The sequence below is a fragment of the Albirhodobacter sp. R86504 genome (assembly GCF_042466415.1).
GTDB lineage: Bacteria > Pseudomonadota > Alphaproteobacteria > Rhodobacterales > Rhodobacteraceae > Albirhodobacter.
This window is the reverse complement of the sequence record NZ_JAXHCH010000002.1, coordinates 151,322-169,666: the sequence shown is the minus strand read 5'-3', so window position 1 is coordinate 169,666 and position 18,345 is coordinate 151,322. Positions and strand designations below refer to the sequence as shown.

Here is an 18,345-nt window from a genome sequence, read left to right as displayed (position 1 = left end):
CTTCGCCAGCCGAGGTCAGCGCCTCGCCACCGTTATCGGCAACCCGGCGCGGTTCAATATAGATGTTCCCGATACTGCGAGCGGCTTCGGCTGCCAAATATCACTACTTATCATCAGTATCGCCGCCTTCTCCCTTGTTTGCCCGGTAAAGGTAAACCCCCTTTTGCGCTCTCTTTCCTGTGAGAAACGAAACCCTGTCAAACCGTAGCTTTCGAAATGGCATGTTCTCCCGCTGCAACTCGCTTGCCGAGACTTCTCCTCGTGCGAGGCGTTCTTCGTCATTTTGGCGGCTACGTGCTTTCTGCTGCTGGCGTATTTCAAAATCGATGTGCTTTGGGCGATCTTCGGACAAATTATTTCCCTCCCGAGTCGTCCTGTGATATCCGGTCCCGCCAGGCCACCAGAAGTTGATTGAGCAGCGACATGTTATCAAGCGGCCGATAGCCAGGAACATCGATCTGCACGAAACCAGCAGGCGCCGCCTCGATCCCAAGGCCTTGGGCTATTGTTACCTCATAAACGGAAAAGGGTTGGCCCAGCGCGTACCACCGCGACGCGGTGCGCGCCCAACCCTGGTCGACCTCAATCGCGACAAGCTGGGAGGTTGTGATCCAGCCGCCTCTCAGCCGAGGGTGACGAGACGCGATCCCCCAAAGTATGGGTGCGCCATGGCGGGATACATGTGGACGCCTGAGCTACCCCCTAAAATTAGGACACTGACGTAAGCTGCGATTTGTTGTCTGTTGATCTTCAACACGAAGGAGATCGACGATGTCGAAACGGAAGCAACATCATCCAGAATTCAAAGCCAAGGTAGCGTTGGAAGCGCTGAAGGGCGAAGAGACGGTCAGCGAGCTGGCCAGTCGGTTCGGCGTGCATCCCACGATGATCCATCAATGGAAACGTGCTCTGCTTGAAGGTGCGTCTGGCGTATTTGAGCGTGGCGGCCGGAAGGCACCGGAAGTCGATGAAGAGCAGGTCAAAGACCTGCACGCCAAGATTGGGGAGTTGGCCGTCGCCAACGATTTTTTGGCAAGAAAGCTCAAACCCTGGACCGACAAATGAGGTGCAAGATGGTTGAGCCCAATCTGCCTGGGCTGTCTGTTGGGAAGCAATGCGCGTTGCTGTCGATCTCTCGATCCTCGTTCTATTATGAGCCGAAAGGCGAAAGTGAAATGAACCTCGACCTGATGCGGCTGATTGATAAGCAGTTCCTGGAAACCCCGTTTTACGGCGTGCGCCAGATGACTTGGCACCTGCGAAATGAGGATCACGTCGTAAACGAGAAACGGATCAGACGCATTATGCGGCTGATGGGCCTCATGCCCATCTATCAGAAGCCGAACACCAGCAAGGCGGCAAAGGGGCACAAGATTTATCCTTACCTGCTGCGTGGGTTGCGGGTAAATCGGCCCAACCAAGTCTGGTGCGCCGACATTACCTATCTGCCAATGCGGCGCGGATTCTTGTATCTTGTGGCAATCATGGACTGGCACACACGCAAGGTGCTGGCTTGGCGCATCTCAAACACGCTGGAGGCAGAGTTTTGCGTCGATGCGTTGAACGAAGCGATCCACAAGTTCGGCCCGCCTGAGATTATGAATACCGACCAAGGCTCACAGTTCACATCGTTTGCATGGACAGACCGACTGAGCCGCTCAAATGTCCGCATTTCAATGGATGGCAAGGGCCGCTTCCTTGACAACATCTTCGTCGAACGACTGTGGCGGTCCCTGAAGTATGAATGCGTCTACCCGCATGCTTGGGAAACCGGATCGGAGGCGAAAGCAGGCATCAGAAAATGGATCGAGTTCTACAATCACAAGCGACCGCATTCCTCGCTTGGCGGCAGGCCACCTGCCGTGGTCTATTGGCAGAGAATTAAAACAACCAACCCCGATCAGCAGGTGCAAAGAGTAGCTTAATTTACGCCAGATCCTGTCCAACAAATGGGGAGTAGCTCACGCCAATATGTCAGTATTGGAGCCTCGGCGAGGTCGGTTTCGGAAGGTCCAGCATCAGCAGCCTTAATGGCTGAACGTAATTTCTGAGCCCAGAAGGGCTCTGTTGCACAAAGCCTGTGAGGGATTCATCTTGTGAATCCAGCGTGGTAGCTGGTATGCATGAGCAGACACACACCTCCGAGCTACAAGACAAGAAACTGGCCAGCCTACAATGAAGCGCTCAAGCGCCGGGGCTCGCTGACGATCTGGTTTGATCCCGAGATGACCTGGGATGCCGCGCCGACAGGCAAGCGTGGTCGCCAGCAGACCTACAGCGATACTGCCATTCAGACTTGCCTGACGATGAAGGTGTTGTTCGGCATGGCACTCAGGCAGACGACAGGGTTTGTCGAAAGCCTGTTGCGCCTGGTCGGCCTTGACTGGTCGGTGCCCGATTTCAGCACTCTGAGCCGCCGCCAGAAGACCCTCGCCGTCAACATCGCGTATCGTGGATCCAAAGGGCCGCTGCAGCTGCTGATCGACAGCACCGGCATCAAGGTTGAGGGCGAAGGCGAGTGGCACGCGCGTAAGCACGGCGGCCCCAAACGTCGGGTTTGGCGCAAGATCCATCTCGGAATTGATGAGGAAACACTGGAAGTCCGCGCCGTCGAGATCACCGGGAGCCATATCGGTGATGCACCGGTCCTGCCCGACCTGCTCAGCCAGATCCCGGCAGGCGAGGAGATTGGCAGCGTCACCGCTGACGGCGCCTATGATACCCGGAAGTGCCATGACGCGATCGCTGAACGCGGCGCTCACGCCGTCATACCGCCCCGCAAGAACGCGAAGCCGTGGAAGACCCTCACCGCTGGTGCTGTCGCCAGAAATGAGGCCCTGCGGGCGGCGAAATATTTCGGCCGGGCGATCTGGCGAAACTGGAGCGGATACCACCGACGAAGCCGTGCCGAAACGAAGATGCACTGTATGAAACTGCTGGGTCAGCGCCTCATGGCGCGGGATTTTGACCGACAGGTCGCGGAGGTCCAGATCCGCATCGCCGTCATGAACGGCTACACCGCGCTTGGCATACCTGTCACAGAAAGCGTGGGATGAATCCGTCCGGGGAAAGGGGAACCTCGGACATCAGAGGCTTTGTGCAACAGAGCCCCTTGGCGGTTATCGGACTTGTTTCTGTTATCTCTTGGTTCTACTGATTCAGCCAAATAGGGCCGTTCGTAGCTTCCGACAGATAGGGCGGAAAGCCGACCTTCGCTGCGCCAAGCACCGAGGTGGGCAGTGCGGACAAACCGCTCTTTCGCTACGGCTGCGCCAATGGCCGCTATCGACTTTTCAATGATCTCTTTCACAAAGCTCATGATCGGCCAAAGACGCCAGCACGTAACAGTCTTCGGATATGCCGTGCCCATCACAGCCCTTTGAAATTCGCGTAAGTTCCTTTTCCAATAGCTTGAGCCGTTTGATCTTCTCGCGCACGTCAACCAGCTGCGAAAAGGCGATGGCTGTCGCAGCCTCACAGGATCGGTCTGGGTGTTCTTGCAACTCGATCAGCGAAGAGATCGCCCCAATCGAAAAGCCAAGATCACGCGCGTGGCGAATGAAACTCAGCCGTTCCAGTCCTGTCTTGTCATAGCGCCGTTGGTTGCCGCTTGTGCGCTCGGCCTCTGCCAACAGCCCCATTTCCTCATAGTAGCGGATGGTTGGAACCTTGACCTTGGTGCGCTTTGAAAGCTCGCCGATAGAAAACATGGAGAAACCTCTTGAACCTCTAGTCACTAGAGATTGTAGATAGAGTGGGACACAGACTCAAGAGGCCACCATGACTGACCAATACCTGTCCCCGACACCCCTGCTGGACTTCGAAGCGTGCCCCATTCAGTGCCTAGTAACTGACCGTGGCTGGCTGTCCCTTTCGCAAACCGATCGGATCGGCGCAGGGTATGACTTTGTCCGCAACGAAATTCTGTTCGGCTACAATTCTGATGATGCGTTGCCAGCTTCTAGGGTGCTGGCTGATGGCTATGGGCAGTGCAACACGAAGGGCACTCTGCTTATGGCGCTCTTGCGCGCTCTTGGTGTGCCTTGCCGCTTTCATGGCTTCACCATCGACAAGCGATTGCAGCGGGGGGTCGTGCCAGAGCTGGTCTATCCGGTTGCCCCCCCAAACATTATCCACTCATGGATCGAAATCCATCATGGCGGAAAGTGGTTGAACCTTGAGGGCTTCATTCTGGATGCAGCCGTGCTTGCAGCCCTGCAAGGTGCGTTTCCGGGGCGTCAATCATTGTGCGCCTATGGTGCAGGCACAGATTGTCTGCAAAGCCCAAACGTCGAATGGCGTGGGGCCAGCACCTACATCCAAAAGACCGGTATCAACCACGACTTCGGCACCTTCGACGATCCCGATACATTCTATGCATCGCACCGCCAGTTGACCGGCATCAAGGGTCTTCTCTATCGCCTGCTCATTCGGCACTGGATGAATCACCGCGTCAGGAAGATGCGGAGCGGTCATGTGCCGAGCATTCCCGGTGGCGAGGCAAGCCTCGTTCCAACTCAATCAGACCTTGAAACGCAGGAGGTAATCTAATGGCCGGTTGCTGCGGACACGACGCCAAGTTTGACGGCGTATCAGACGACTACAAACGACGACTCTGGATCGTCATTGCCCTCAACGCGACGATGTTCGCGGTTGAAATGACTGCGGGCCACTTGGCTAAGTCACAGGCTTTGCAAGCCGATGCTCTCGACTTTGCGGGCGATGCAATGACCTATGGTATCTCTCTGGCCGTCATCGGGGCATCACTTCGCGCCCGCACCAATGCCGCGCTTTTCAAGGGGTTCAGCCTTTTGTTAATGGGACTTTGGGTCTTCGGATCGACTGTTTACCGCGTCTTCTATGTCGGGGTTCCCACGGCTGAGATCATGGGCGCTGTTGGCTTTCTGGCTTTGCTCACGAACCTTGCCAGTGTGTTCTTACTGGTGCGCTACAAGGATGGTGACGCCAACGTGCGTTCAGTCTGGCTCTGTTCGCGTAATGACGCCATCGGCAACGTCGCCGTCATGTTCGCGGCCTTGGGCGTCTGGGGTACAGCAACAGGCTGGCCTGATTTGATCGTCGCAACAATCATGGCTGGGCTGTTCCTGTCGTCCGCTTTTCAGATTGTGCGGCAAGCCCTCGCAGAGCGGCGGGACAAAATCGACCACAAACACGCAGAGGCATGATGCAGGGCTCTCTGATTATTCTGGGTCTAGGCGTCGCCGCCATGACGCTAGCGGCAATCCTCTGGTCGATTGCCTTTCCTGATCGGCGCATATGGCCGCCAAAACGCTACACGACATTCACGCTTTTCTTTGTCTGGCTGCCAACATTCACGCTGTTCGGGGTTCTCATCCTGCTTGGTGTCTGGGGTTGGGCTGATTTGGACGTACCGGGTTGGTTGCGGTTTGGCGTCGGCCTGCCTCTCATCCTGATCGGCAACATCGTAGTTTGGATGGAAGTCTCACATTTCGGTGTCCCGCAAACGGGTGGAGCCAAAGGCACCCTGCGCACCAAGGGTATGTACCGCTATTCGCAGAACCCGCAGTATATGGCTGATATTGGCATCGTCGGTGGTTGGATGATCCTGTCGGCAGCGCCTTGGGCAATGGCAGTCGGATTGGCTGGAATAGCAGTGCTTATTGCCGCACCGTTTTCCGAGGAACCTTGGCTCAAAGACCAATACGGCACCGCATTCGAGAACTACTCGGCACGCGTGCGGCGGTCCTCTGAGGTGGGGCCAAAATCTGCAAAGCTGACGCTCGTGCATCGTGCAGCATCGGTGACTATGGGCTCAAAGTTGCCGTTCGCCGCGCTCAGCACGAATGGCAGCTATGGGCCGGTCGCCACCTTGAGCATCAAGGGGCGGAAAGCCGACCTTCGCTGCGCCAAGCACCGAGGTCGGCAGTGCGGACAAATGGAGCTTTCGCTGCAGTTGCGCCGAGGTCTGCAATCGGAAAGCATTGGGCGGCACGTGGCAGCCGATATGATCTTTCGATTAACTCTACATCGTGAAAAAGTTGAAGAGGAATTGGGCTACGTTTGTATTTTGGCGAAACATTCAGTTGGAAATTGAGATGGTATGAGAACTTAATGTAATTTTGGACTATAAGTATGGATTATTAATCTTTCGGTTATTCAAAGTCCAATAATTTTACCCGATATGTGTTTCCCAACCATTCAACACGGAGACATACATGTCCTATCTAACAATCAACCGTCGCGCAGCTCTTATGGGCGGGGCTTTAGCTGTTGCTGCACCCGCCGTCATTGGATCTGCGACTAAGGCACGAGCAGCTGGCTCTGACCTACCCTTGCGCGCCCTTGCACAGTTTTCTGTCGGTGACATGAAAATTACTGTCATCGACGATATGTTGTTTACTGTCCCGACAGCCATCTTTGGCGCCAACGCACCTGAGGGCAGCGTAGATGCACTTTTTGCCAAATATGGCCTGGCTCAAGACTTTGCGAATATGCAGGGTGCAGTCTTTTTGGTCGAAACTGGCGACGCCAAAGTGCTTATCGATACTGGTATGGGCGACATTACCTTGCCAGATGCTACAGCTGATAACGGCCGCCTTTTCGCAGGGCTTGCCGCCATTGGTGTGTCGCCGGATGACATCACCCACGTGTTCTTGACCCACGGCCACTATGACCACATCGGTGGCGTCACGAAAAATGGCGCCGCATGCTTTCCGAATGCAGCACACTTTATGCCACAGGCCGAGCTGGACTATTGGACATCAGCACCAGGGTCCGAGGCCAATTTTGCCAACCTGATGCTCAGCTTTGGCAACGACAAACTGAACCCGATCAAAAACATGATCCAGATCGTTGATGACGGCGACGAAATCGTTCCGGGCATCACTGCTATCGCGGCTCCTGGGCACACGTTTGGTCACATGGCCGTCATGCTGGAAAGCAATGGCGAAAAGCTGCTGCATTTGATCGATACCTCTGTTCACTACATCGTGGGCACGAACGAGCCGACATGGGCTTTGGGTATTGAACAAGATCCTGCTGCGGCACATGAGACACGTGAGCGGCTGTTTGGTTTGGCTGCTGACGAAAACCTTCTGGTTGCGGGCTACCATTTCCCGTTCCCTGGTGTTGGCCGCATGTCCCGTACTGAGGCAGGTGCATTCTTGTACACGCCTGTTTCAGTGTCATAAACTGATCAAAGCACCCTTTGGCGGCGGTCTGATGCCGCCGAAGGGTCACACGAAAAAAGAAAGCAAGCAAAATGGATCCACTCAGTGATGTCCTTGAACTGTTGGGGTTTAGAAGCTCTATCTATTTTCAGAAGAATTTTTGCGGCAATTGGAAAATGTCAGTAGCCGATACCGGTTTCGCACAGTTCCATTACATTGTCCGTGGCACCGCAGTTATTGAGCATGATGATCACGCCGAAAACCTAACTGCAGGCGATCTAGTTTTGTTTCCCAAGGGCGCCTCGCACGCGATATGTGACAACCCTGATAGCCCGGCCACATCTGGTCAGGACGTTATCGCAGGCCTTCAAGCCGGTAACGAGCCTTTCCTTGAAGGAGATCCAACGACCCGGATGATTTGCGGTCATTTCGAATATGATTTGGCCCATCAACACCCTCTCGTGAATGATCTGCCATCCCGGATCTTGCTTAAAACAAGCGAGATGGAGTTGGGAACACTCTTCTCCTCGCTCATTTCCTTGATCGTGAATGAAACTCTCACAAATGAAATGGGCAGCCGCACGGTCACGCAATACCTATCCCAAGCCTTGTTTGCCTCAATACTGCGCGCGCATTTCGTACAGGAAGGCGGCCAAATCGGTTTCTATTCCGGGATACGCGACGCGCGGATTGTATCCGCCCTTTCCGCTATTCATGAGCCTGACGGGTGGAAATACAACCTTGCTGATCTGGCGTCGATTGCTGGGATGTCTCGATCGTCCTTTGCCGCGATTTTCAAAAGGCATATGGGCCAGACGCCGGGAGACTACGCCTTGAACTGGCGCATGTTCAAAGCGCGCCAATCGCTCGAAAAGCCCGGTCAAACCATTGATCAGATCGCCCACGTTTATGGGTACGGGTCCAGTAGTGCCTTCTCGAGGGCGTTTCGCGCAGTGATGGGCGTCAATCCGAGCCAGCTGAGAACAACATCCCATTAACAGACATTCAGCAAAGATGCAGCATTCAGCAATTCGGGCTCGAACCTGCCGTTCGCCTCACAGAGCCCGAAGGTCCGCTAAGGGCCGGAAGTAACGTTTAACAAAAAGGGCGGAAAGCGGGAGTTCGCTGCAGGTGCGCGTTCATTGGTTCGTATTGTGAAAAGCCGACATTCACCGACCTGCCTGCGCGGTAGCTCTTGCCGCGCCATGCACCAAGGTCAGAAATGCGCAGATGGCGGGCTTTGCAAAGTCCCAGCCGTAGTGCTTTATTGGATGCCCTAAGCTGACCTTGGTCAGCATTCGCCTTGCCGCTGCGCAGCTTCCCAAAAGCGGACTTCCAACTACGCACCAGATCTAAACACCATCTCCACGGCCTGATTTTACTAGGTGTCTTCTAGTGGCGCATAAGCCATGAATTTTGCACCAAAACTGGATCAAAACGCGGGGCCTATCGGCTTTCTATGTCACGATCGGGAGTACTGAATGGTAGGCGTTTTATAGGGTTCCTATCCTTGGCTCAATGTGCTCTGGGACGTTATAAGCTTGAACTGTCACCGTCATCTCTCTATTTGCATCTTCGGGCTGAGAAAATAGATATCTCCAACTTGTCTCAGAGCATTTTGCGACAAGCTTTTTGTAGTTCGGGTGCGTCAATGTAGTCTCTTGAATTTTTTCAAGAACGGCCGAAAAATCTTTGTTGCGGTTGAAAACCAAGATCGAAGCCTTGGTATCACGCCAGCTAGTATAACGTAGCAATTGATCAATCGTTTCGAGGTAGGATTTTTCGCCTTTCCAAAACTTACACTCTCCAACAAAGATGTTTCGTCCATTAACCTTGACCAAGATGTCAGTCTTCCCCTCGAAATTGAACGTCTCGCCTGTCGCACCTCCCTCATAGTGACCATTCAATTGGACGAGAAAATGTGTTCTTAGGCTTTCCTCGTCCATTTTTGAAAACGCGCCGGGGCTCTGCTCCATGACTTTCACCATGTTTTCGAGAACCCCTAGGATGTGATTGTATTCCGCATCTTCGAGAACTGGCTCCGGCTTATAGGGAGCGGAACTAGCCGATGGAGGGCGAGGACTAATTTTCCTTCTGACGTTTGGAGCTGCATAGGTTTTGGCGGCTTCAGGGCGTTCGCGCATCTTGAATCCGAGACCGGCCACGAGATTTCTATCGGCAAGAAGTTTCTTTTTTCGCGCCTCGATCTGAGACCTTGCCTGATCAAGTAACGAAGCATTGAAAGGAGTCGCCGTCTGACGCAACCACCCAAGATACTGTTCGATACTATCTAGGCGCGAGCCAATTTCCCCTTGGACTTTCTGTGCAGTTAGGTCAGTTCCTTGGATTGAGAAGTGCAGAACACCATTTGAAATATATGCTCTTGGCGGGTTCATTGTGTGAGTGGTTGGCTGCACATTGAAGACACCTTCATCTCCGGAGAATGTTACCTCAACATCTACAGCAGTTCCCGTGATGTAATGTGGTCCAGAATTGTCAGAAAAGTACCGGAATCGGTCATGGCTTACATCAATCTTTGCCTCCCTCTGTCCTACTGTGACGTTATCCATATCAAGCATAGGAACATCTATTGCGAATTCCTCTGAATAGTATTTCGCAAGGTCTTCCGTCGAAGTATTGAGGAGCTGGTCACCGTTCTTCGTCGCTATGTCTTGATCCATTCGCTGCTTTTGGGCAGCGGAGACACGAAACCAATCTCCCTTGTTAAATAGTAATTCCTCGCGTGAACTGTTTCGGCCGTACATGACTATATCCTGCTGCAGAGCTCTAATCCGAGTCAATATATAGTGCCCTCTCAATGAAGCAAATCTTTTTGAGTACCCTCTTGTCGCCCAAAGTCGCATAGCCCTTGTTTGTGATCTGCAGTACATCACCAAGCCGCTTATGCTCCGCTGGCTGAATGTCCGCTCAATCAGCAGCGCCATGATCGGCTCGCACTCGCAGCGAATGACCGGAATTCGCCCGACCTGCATATGCAACCTTTGCGCCTGCACGGCAGATAGCCGGACTGCTTAGGGCTGACAGCGGTCATTCGGTTGGTCGCGCTGAAGCCTGCGAGGTTAAGATCTGCGTGCCGCACCGCCGCAAGTCCGGTTTGAGCCCAATATGACTGTCAGACAGATCATTTAATTTATCGTAGAACAGGCTTCACCATCTTCGTCACACCCCGTCATGGCCGGAGCGTGCTTTTAGGCGTTATTCCATATGCGCGGCGGAACGCTTGGCTGAATGCGCTCTGCGAGCAATACCCGACGCTGAACGCGATGTCGGCCACCGATGCGGCATCTTTTTGAGACAGAGCTGCATGCGCTACAGTCAGACGCCAGCTGCGCAGATACGACATGGGCGGGCGACCGAGACGATGCGTGAATTCTGCCGCGAAGGCTGCGCGCGACATGCCAGCCACATGGGCCAGCCGAGCGATGGTCCACGGTTGAGCGATATCGGCGTGAAGGGCTGCAAGTGTGCGCCCGATACGGGGATCAATGAGGGCACCCAACCAACCTGGTCCTGCCGGTTCGGTCAACTTCGCGTAGGCCCGGATTGCTTCGACCAGCAAGACGTCGGCAAGGCGACTGCTCACAATCCGATGCCCCATTTGCTGCCGCTCCACCTCATCCGACATCAAACGCAGGATCGTTGAAATCACGTCCGATCCCGCATCACCTGCTCGAACGATCATAAAATCGGGCAGCATGTTGAGAAGAAATTGTGCGGCCTCATCTTTGAAAGTCACGCTACCTCCCAGAGCGACCACCTCATCGCCGCCAAGATGGACGTCATCATTCACACCGAAAAAGCGTTGCCCGTCCAACGGGGGTAGAGCCGGGTCACTGGTCACCACGTATGTTGTGCGCCCGATAAGGCATACATCTCCGGCTTGCATCCAAAGGGGCGCTTGCCCGGGCAGACACATCCAGACGCTCCCATTCATGACAGCCACAAACTTCAGTCGTTCGAGATCAGGGAAGGACAGCGACCATTGACCTCCCGCCTCGAGCCGTGTGCGCCGCGTGACCCGTGCGCCGAGAACCTCAAGAACGTCAGTAAGAGGATCGGCTCCAAAGTTGGACGATTGAAACAACTATAAGGACTCCTTGATCTCGTGCGTCTGCGATCGTGGGCATATGTCATCGATTGTCACAACGGAAGCCATTTGAAGGAAACATCCATGACACTCGCAGGGAAAGTCGTTGCCATTACCGGTGCCAGCAGCGGGATCGGTCGCGCAACCGCCAAGTTGCTCGCGCGGAGCGGAGCATTTGTCGTCCTCGGAGCACGGCGAGAGGACAAGTTGCAGGAGCTTGCTGCCGAAATCACCAAAGACGGTGGTCAGGCGACCTATCGTGTCACCGACGTGCGCAGGCGTACGCATGTGGAGGCATTGGTCGCTACCGCTCTGGAGAGATTCGGGCGGCTGGACGTCATGATCAACAACGCGGGGATCGGTCCGATATCGCGTTTTGACGCTTTAAAGGTCGATGACTGGGACGCCATGATAGATGTCAATTTACGAGGAACACTTTACGGCATAGCTGCCGCCCTCCCGGTCTTCGCTCTGCAAAACAGCGGTCACGTCGTCAATGTCGTTTCGACTGCCGGTCTCAAGATGGTGCCAACCATGGGCGTCTATGCTGCGACCAAGAACGCCGTGCGCACAGCGACGGAGATCCTGAGGCAAGAGGCGGGGCCCAACCTGCGCGTGACCGAAGTATCACCTGGGATGACCGGCACCAATTTCGCCAGCAGCATCACCGACGCGTCTGTTCGGAAAGCGACCGAGGACAGCCTTGAGCAGATCGCGATCTCGCCAGAGGCGATTGCACGCGGCATCCTTTTTGCAATTGAACAGCCCCCCGAGATCGATGTGGGCTCGATCGTAATACGCCCGACGGCACAAGGCTGAAGCTACGGACATAACATATTCTTGTCGCCGCGATGCGAGCTAGTTCAGCGGCTGCATTAAACCGTTCGTACAATGGGGTGCAGAACGGCTCATGCGCTGGCGCGTGGTCAAAGCTAAAAGTTGCTTTGTCCGCACACCGTCATTTGGGCTGCCAAAATGCTGCGCGGCGCACGAATGGCCGGTTCGGTGAAGCTGCAGCGCAGCGCTGACCGATGGAGCGGGCGGCGGCTTAGGGCCGTTCGCTTCAAGAGGCTGGCTTACTCACCGCACGGATCTGAACCTCAGTCTTGCCTGCATGCGTCCTAAAATGTGCGAAGGCCAATTGAGGTCTGTACGCGGCACCGATATCGAGGGCGACCGTTCGATAGTTATCAACGCCGTCACAGATATCCAGATCCCCGGCATCAACAAGGTCCTGGCGCACCGCTGGCGTGTGGCCATGCACGACGACCGTCGGCTTTTGTGCGCGCCGCTCCGGATCAGGATCGTTGACGTCCCACCCGCCGCGGTGGGTCAGAAATGTATGACGGATATTCGCCCAGTGATCTTCCATTTTGATGAAGCGACGGGACAACCCCAGAAAAGCTGTGCGGTTCTGAAATGGGTGTATACCTGCATGCACGAACAGGAGGTCGCCAAGATGGAGATGTGTCGCCCCCGAAGCCATTGCGCTCAGATATTCAGGGTGCAGATTATCTTTCAGCTTTGCCGCAATCTCGTCCCAACTGTGCGTTTCTGCCGACAGACCAAGCTCGGCCATGACCCTGTCACCGCCCAGCATTCCCCAGAAGTCGAGATATTTTGGACCCTCGAGCGCCAGCATCAAAACGAGATCATGATTACCGGGTAGGACATGCAGATCGTCAACATCTGCAAGCTGCCCGGCTCTCATCGCCAGATCAACAGCGCGGATGGATGCAGGTCCCCGATCAATAAGGTCGCCCAAAAAGACGAGATGCCGTTTGTGCGCTTCGCGTGGGGTATTCCTGATTTCGCCGAGAACTTGTTCGAGTAGCTCAGCCTGCCCATGGACATCACCGATAGCAAAGATATCGATGTCTTCTGGAAGAGAACCGGGAAGGTCTCGCCATGGCAAGTAGAAGGAATTGAAGGCTGTCAGTCCATCGGGCATGTTGATCTTGTCCATACTGGTTGTAGCTTCATAGCGGCCCCCGGCGATGTCAATCGTAGGCGGAATCCGGTCTCTTTCTCGAACCCAAACTGCGGTCTTTTCATTGAACATTTCAGTCCCCTCCCGTGTCGTCCTGCCGGATACGGTCCCGCCAAGCCATCAAAAGTTCGTCGAGCAGCGACAAGTCATCCAGCGGCCGATACCCAGGTACGTCCATCTGCACGAACCCGAGAGGGGCCTCTTCCATCCCGAGACCCTTGGCTATGGTCCTCTCATAGTCGGAGAATGGACGACCCAACGCATACCACCGGGATGCCGTGCGCGCCCAACCCTGGTCGACGTCAATCGCGACAAGCTGGGATGTCGTGATCCAGCCGCCTTTCAGCCTTGGGTGACCAAACGCGATCCCCCAGAGTATGGGGGCGCCATGGCGAGATACATGTGGACGCCAATATGTCAGGATTGGTGCGCCGGCGAGGTCGTTTTCTGAAGGGCCACTGTCGGCAGCCGTGACGGCGGAACGCAGTTTCTGGGCCCAAAAGGCTTTATTATTCATGGGGAACTCCATTAGATTCTGATAGTGTGATTGAAGGACGGTCATTAAGGTCATGCGGACGAGACACACCTCGGCCCCGCCGACATTGTTCAGTGCAACACTGGACGGTTCATCGCCTGGTCGACAGCATCCAGCATCCGAACGACCGATCTCAGGCTGACGTTGTGCGGCTTCTTGATTGCCCCGATGACGTCCTTGACGGCATCAACGGCACTTGGGGGAAGGTCACGTCGTAACCCTTCGCGTTCAGCAAATCCGAACAGGTGTTCTTGCGTCAGGGCGCGCAGTTCGATGGGAGGGCATCGGCTCAGGAACGGGGCTGGCAGACCGCGCAGGCTATTGGCTGTCAGCACCCAGGCAATCCAGGACATGTCGAAACCAATACGGAAGTAAGGGCATGACCAACGACGCGCGGTGGACCTCTCGAGGAAGGGCAGCAAACCCTCAGTCAGAGAATACCGCTGACCGCCTGCTGACTGGAGATCCCCTGCCTTCTCGATCTCGTCGACCACGATCACAGGATTCGCAATCTGAGACGCCATGATCCCTTCCAGAACCTTTCCCGGGCCCGCTGATCCCCATCCCTTTTGAGACCCCGTAACCGCAAATGCAGCGGGTTCATTCGTGGCCTCTATGATTGTCGTCGGCACGGAGAGCTGCGCGCCCAGCAGTCGAGACCAGTAGCTTTTACCGATCCCGGGCGGACCGACGAGAAGCATTGGCCGGACAAGGGGCGCAGGATCACCATTGCGGACCGAGGCTCGCATGTCGTGCCAAAGGCGCTCTGTTGCAGGAGCCATCCAGGGCATCTCCGTGTGGAGACAACTGGCGATTTCGTCCGCGCAGTGCTCGGTCTCTACGCACTTTAGCTCTGCACCCCCTCGGAAAACTTGCAACTTTCTGCGATCTTTTTCGTCGAGATGGTCCATGCCTGATCGGCGTGAAACCGCGCTAAGATACGCAGCCGATCTCCGTTTGATTTTTAGCCGGTCGGCTTCGGACAGCGCGTAGTCAAATTTTGGGCTACCGATCCGTTCTCGGAAGCTGTCCAAGAACTTCTTTAAACGGACTTCGATGTCGTGGGCCGAAGGGATGTTGTGATCTGGGAAACTGACCTGAGCAAATTGAATGCGTGGCATTTGGTGTCCTCTCTGAACCGGCCCGCCCATCTTTTGGGCGGCCAGCATCTGGCAGCGTGTGGCTGCCAAGGGTTTCAGTACGAGGATCCGGATCCTTGAGAACTTAATGAGAACATTTTGCGGGGTCGGTCAACCTCAGCGCCGGGAGTTCAGCCCTGAAACGAAAATGCCGACCCTCTTGGATCGGCATTTCTAAGTTTCAACAATTTCAATGTCTTAGCTGTCAGTGGTCACTAAAGCCCCACCCAAAGGTCGTTTTTTTGGGCCGAATGGCTCTCAATTGCCCCCCATAACAGATACTCTCTCACCGACAACGGCGGATCAGCCGCATTTCGAGTGGCCGCAATCTGCGCAAGTCATGCAACCTTCGACCTTGCGCATTGCGTAGCTTCCGCACGATGGGCAGGCCGCCCCGCGCGGGCGCTCACCGAGGGCCATCACTTCGGCTTGCGGATCGGATTTCAGGCCCATGCCTTCACCCTCAATGAAACCGGTCGCGATGAGGTGACGCTCGATCACTCCGCCGATCGCGGCGAGGATCGACGGGATATATTGCCCCTGCATCCAGGCACCACCGCGTGGATCGAACACGGCTTTGAGCTCCTCAGAAACGAAGGACACATCGCCACCGCGACGGAACACCGCCGAAATCATCCGGGTCAACGCGACCGTCCACGCGAAATGCTCCATGTTCTTCGAATTGATGAACACTTCGAACGGGCGACGATGACCGCCGTGAATGATGTCGTTGATGGTGATGTAGATCGCGTGCTCCGATCCGGGCCATTTCAACTTGTAGGTCGACCCTTCCAACTCCGACGGACGATCCAGAGGCTCCGTCAAGTAAACGACATCGCCACCATTCATCGCCGCGCCTGTATCGGCCTCGGGGGCTTTTTCAGCATCCGACGACACCGACAAAACCGACCCTGTCACATCATTCGGGCGATAGGTGGTGCAGCCTTTGCAGCCCTGATCCCACGCGGCCATATAGACCTCTTTGAAATCTTCAAAGTTGATGTCTTCTGGGCAGTTGATCGTCTTGGAAATCGAGCTGTCGATCCATTTCTGCGCCGCCGCCTGCATCCGCACGTGGTCCAGCGGTGCGAGGGTTTGCGCATTGACGAAGTAATCGGGCAACGGCGCATCGCCCTTCAGATCACGCCACATTTGTACGGCGTAATCGACGACTTCTTCTTCGGTCCGCGACCCGTCTTTTTGCAAAACTTTGCGGGTATAGGCATAGGCGAACACCGGCTCAATTCCGGAGGACACGTTGCCCGCGTAAAGCGAGATCGTTCCCGTCGGCGCGATCGAGGTCAGCAGCGCGTTGCGAATGCCGTGAGTGCGGATCGCCTCGCGCACATCATCATCCATCTGCATCATGTTGCCGGATGCGAGATAGGCTTCCGCATCAAACAACGGGAACGCGCCCTTCTCTTTCGCAAGATCGACCGAGGCGAGATAGCTCGCTCGCGCGATCAGCTTCATCCAAGCATCAGTCTGCGCCGCGGCCTCCTCCGACCCGTAGCGCTGGCCAAGCATCAACAGCGCATCTGCGAGACCGGTCACACCAAGGCCGATGCGACGCTTGTTTTGTGCCTCGATGCGCTGCGCTTCCAACGGGAAGCGCGAGGCATCCACCACGTTATCCATCATCCGCACAGCCAGACGCACCAACTCATCCAGCTTGGTCGGGTCCAATTCGGCATTGGCTTCAAACGGGTTGGTGACCAACCGCGCAAGGTTGATCGACCCAAGCAAGCAAGCACCGTAAGGTGGCAGGGGCTGCTCACCGCAAGGGTTTGTCGCCGCAATCTGCTCAACGTAGTTGAGGTTGTTCATCTTGTTGATGCGGTCGATGAAGATAACGCCCGGTTCCGCGAAATCATAGGTCGCGCGCATGATCTTGTTCCAAAGGTCACGCGCTTGCACCGTTGAGTAGACACGGCCGTCGAATTTCAACTCCCACGGGCCATCCGCCTTCACCGCTTCCATGAACGGGTCTGTGATCAATACGGACAGGTTGAACATCCGCAGGCGTGCGGAATCTTGCTTGGCCGTGATGAAATGCTCCACATCAGGATGATCGCAACGCATCGTCGCCATCATCGCCCCGCGACGCGAGCCCGCCGACATGATCGTGCGGCACATTGCATCCCAAACATCCATGAACGACAGCGGACCAGATGCATCCGCCGCAACGCCTTTCACCGCCGCGCCACGCGGGCGGATCGTCGAGAAGTCATATCCGATGCCGCCACCTTGCTGCATCGTCAGCGCGGCTTCCTTGAGCATGTCGAAAATACCGCCCATCGAATCGGGCACGGTACCCATGACGAAGCAGTTGAACAGCGTTACCGCGCGGCCCGTACCCGCACCCGCCGCGATGCGGCCCGCTGGCAGGTATTTGAAATCTTCGAGCGCGGTGTAGAACTTTTCTTCCCATGCCGCCTGATCTGTTTCGACCTCAGCCAATGCGCGCGCGATCCGGCGCCAGCTGTCCTCTACAGATTGGTCAATCGCGGTGCCATCGGCATCCTTCAGGCGGTATTTCATGTCCCAGATTTGTTCAGCGATCGGGGCGGCAAAGCGGGTCATGTCTATCCTCGGCGTAATGTCAGGGGAATCGGCCAGCATGGCAGCGGCACCGATATGAAGTGTGTGTATGGCGACCAACTACTATATGATGTGGATGCATGGCAACCAACTCTTAGAAGAAATTCGGCGTTAGAGCCGCCAATTGCTAGGGGTGTTGCATTTCATACCAGCCCAATTCCCGCACGGCCAGCTATGATAGCCCGTAAAACATTGGCATCGGCGGAGTTTTCCAAAGAGCGGCCCACCGCCCCATGCGGCGAGGATGAGAAATGTTTTGTCAAAGATGGCACGGCCGGTCGACCAATCGCGGGTTCCGCCCTATATACGAAACCGCCCTTTAAATTCCTCGCCACCGGAGCAACGCTATGACCACACATCTGATCAAACTTTGCGTCGGGGCCGAGAAAGTTGAAGATCTGATCGAGTGGCAAGCCAGCCGCTACGGCAAGGGCACCGCGCATCATGTGACGCGGATGTGGCCCAAACGTGAGAGCGAGATTCTCGACGGCGGATCTCTCTATTGGGTGTTTAAAGGCTTGGTACTCGCGCGGCAGAAAGTCGTCTCTCTGGATGAAGCAATTGGCGCGGACGGCATTCGGCGCTGTGCCATCGGTTTGGATCGCACCGTGATCCGCACCGAAGCAATGCCGCGGCGCGCGTTTCAAGGGTGGCGCTATCTCTCGCCTGAGGACGCCCCCGCCGACCTCCCGCAAGATCGCCCGCGCGAGGAGCCGTTACCGCGCGAGCTAATGGCAGCGCTGACGGAGATGGGTCTGCGCTAAGCGCCTCCCCCTCGCGCGCATGTTGGGGCGCGTGATCCCGCACTGTCGGGCCGCAAG

General features: G+C 55.7%; 17 protein-coding genes and 1 pseudogene. 9 read left to right on the top strand and 9 right to left on the bottom strand.

All coding sequences use genetic code 11. From position 1 onward, the window contains the following. Nucleotides 1-353: 353 nt before the first annotated feature. A pseudogene (locus SJY32_RS02875) lies at nucleotides 354-668 on the bottom strand (DUF6634 family protein); the annotation flags it as partial. A 103-nt stretch (nucleotides 669-771) separates the two neighbouring features. Between SJY32_RS02875 and SJY32_RS02870 the strand changes: the two are divergent. Next, nucleotides 772-1,925, top strand: a protein-coding gene (locus tag SJY32_RS02870; protein ID WP_376870199.1) for an IS3 family transposase whose coding sequence is annotated in 2 segments (ribosomal slippage) — nucleotides 772-1,039 and nucleotides 1,039-1,925 — 1,155 coding nt in all. Because the reading frame shifts where the segments join, the coding sequence is not laid out codon by codon here. Here the strand turns inward: SJY32_RS02870 and SJY32_RS02865 are convergent. Continuing rightward, complete coding sequence (locus tag SJY32_RS02865) at nucleotides 1,922-2,089, bottom strand: DUF6634 family protein (RefSeq protein WP_376877536.1); 168 nt, start codon at nucleotides 2,087-2,089, stop codon at nucleotides 1,922-1,924. The genes SJY32_RS02870 and SJY32_RS02865 overlap by 4 nt on opposite strands. A gap of 34 nt (nucleotides 2,090-2,123) precedes the next feature. Between SJY32_RS02865 and SJY32_RS02860 the strand changes: the two genes are divergently transcribed. Further along, nucleotides 2,124-3,056 carry an IS5 family transposase gene (locus tag SJY32_RS02860; RefSeq protein WP_376871366.1) on the top strand — a complete coding sequence of 311 codons (933 nt, stop codon included), beginning with the start codon at nucleotides 2,124-2,126 and terminating at the stop codon, nucleotides 3,054-3,056. A gap of 237 nt (nucleotides 3,057-3,293) precedes the next feature. Here SJY32_RS02860 and SJY32_RS02855 read toward each other — a convergent pair whose 3' ends face one another. After that, on the bottom strand, nucleotides 3,294-3,710 hold the full coding sequence (locus SJY32_RS02855) for a helix-turn-helix domain-containing protein (protein ID WP_349540047.1): 417 nt from the start codon (nucleotides 3,708-3,710) through the stop codon (nucleotides 3,294-3,296). 70 nt (nucleotides 3,711-3,780) lie between these two features. Between SJY32_RS02855 and SJY32_RS02850 the strand changes: the two genes are divergently transcribed. The 5 genes from SJY32_RS02850 (at nucleotide 3,781) to SJY32_RS02830 (ending at nucleotide 8,149) form a co-directional block, all read left to right on the top strand. Beyond that, nucleotides 3,781-4,551, top strand: a complete 771-nt coding sequence (locus SJY32_RS02850; protein WP_376871363.1) for a transglutaminase family protein — start codon at nucleotides 3,781-3,783, stop codon at nucleotides 4,549-4,551. Further along, complete coding sequence (locus SJY32_RS02845) at nucleotides 4,551-5,186, top strand: cation transporter (RefSeq protein WP_376871360.1); 636 nt, start codon at nucleotides 4,551-4,553, stop codon at nucleotides 5,184-5,186. Before SJY32_RS02850 ends, SJY32_RS02845 begins: the two co-directional genes overlap by 1 nt. Beyond that, entirely contained in the window at nucleotides 5,186-6,076 is an 891-nt protein-coding gene (locus SJY32_RS02840; RefSeq protein WP_376871358.1) for a methyltransferase family protein, read from the top strand. The genes SJY32_RS02845 and SJY32_RS02840 overlap by 1 nt, the downstream gene beginning before the upstream one ends. A gap of 121 nt (nucleotides 6,077-6,197) precedes the next feature. Further along, nucleotides 6,198-7,172 (top strand): MBL fold metallo-hydrolase, encoded by a 975-nt coding sequence (locus SJY32_RS02835; protein WP_376871356.1) that lies wholly within the window; start codon nucleotides 6,198-6,200, stop codon nucleotides 7,170-7,172. 71 nt (nucleotides 7,173-7,243) lie between these two features. Next, nucleotides 7,244-8,149: an AraC family transcriptional regulator gene (locus SJY32_RS02830; protein WP_376871354.1), complete on the top strand. Its 906-nt coding sequence runs from the start codon at nucleotides 7,244-7,246 to the stop codon at nucleotides 8,147-8,149. Between the two features lie 495 nt (nucleotides 8,150-8,644). Here the strand turns inward: SJY32_RS02830 and SJY32_RS02825 are convergent, their stop codons facing one another. Both SJY32_RS02825 and SJY32_RS02820 read right to left on the bottom strand, forming a co-directional pair. Beyond that, nucleotides 8,645-9,916 (bottom strand): hypothetical protein, encoded by a 1,272-nt coding sequence (locus tag SJY32_RS02825; protein ID WP_376871352.1) that lies wholly within the window; start codon nucleotides 9,914-9,916, stop codon nucleotides 8,645-8,647. A 425-nt stretch (nucleotides 9,917-10,341) separates the two neighbouring features. Next, nucleotides 10,342-11,256, bottom strand: a complete 915-nt coding sequence (locus SJY32_RS02820) for an AraC family transcriptional regulator (protein ID WP_376871350.1) — start codon at nucleotides 11,254-11,256, stop codon at nucleotides 10,342-10,344. 87 nt (nucleotides 11,257-11,343) lie between these two features. Here SJY32_RS02820 and SJY32_RS02815 point away from each other — a divergent pair, with 87 nt between their 5' ends. Beyond that, nucleotides 11,344-12,078 (top strand): SDR family oxidoreductase, encoded by a 735-nt coding sequence (locus SJY32_RS02815; protein WP_376871348.1) that lies wholly within the window; start codon nucleotides 11,344-11,346, stop codon nucleotides 12,076-12,078. Nucleotides 12,079-12,322: 244 nt separating this feature from the next. On the opposite strand, the gene SJY32_RS02810 is transcribed toward SJY32_RS02815, so the two are convergent. The 4 genes from SJY32_RS02810 to SJY32_RS02795 all read right to left on the bottom strand — a co-directional run bounded on the left by SJY32_RS02810 (nucleotide 12,323) and on the right by SJY32_RS02795 (nucleotide 17,506). After that, entirely contained in the window at nucleotides 12,323-13,321 is a 999-nt protein-coding gene (locus SJY32_RS02810; protein WP_376871346.1) for a metallophosphoesterase, read from the bottom strand. Nucleotide 13,322: 1 nt separating this feature from the next. Continuing rightward, nucleotides 13,323-13,766 carry a DUF6634 family protein gene (locus tag SJY32_RS02805; protein ID WP_376871344.1) on the bottom strand — a complete coding sequence of 148 codons (444 nt, stop codon included), beginning with the start codon at nucleotides 13,764-13,766 and terminating at the stop codon, nucleotides 13,323-13,325. Nucleotides 13,767-13,855: 89 nt separating this feature from the next. After that, nucleotides 13,856-14,905, bottom strand: a complete 1,050-nt coding sequence (locus SJY32_RS02800) for an AAA family ATPase (protein WP_376871342.1) — start codon at nucleotides 14,903-14,905, stop codon at nucleotides 13,856-13,858. 321 nt (nucleotides 14,906-15,226) lie between these two features. Further along, nucleotides 15,227-17,506: an adenosylcobalamin-dependent ribonucleoside-diphosphate reductase gene (locus tag SJY32_RS02795; RefSeq protein ID WP_376871340.1), complete on the bottom strand. Its 2,280-nt coding sequence runs from the start codon at nucleotides 17,504-17,506 to the stop codon at nucleotides 15,227-15,229. A gap of 365 nt (nucleotides 17,507-17,871) precedes the next feature. On the opposite strand from SJY32_RS02795, the gene SJY32_RS02790 reads away from it, so the two are divergent. After that, nucleotides 17,872-18,288, top strand: coding sequence for a DUF1489 family protein (locus SJY32_RS02790; protein ID WP_376871338.1), 417 nt, complete (start codon nucleotides 17,872-17,874; stop codon nucleotides 18,286-18,288). Nucleotides 18,289-18,345 lie beyond the last annotated feature (57 nt).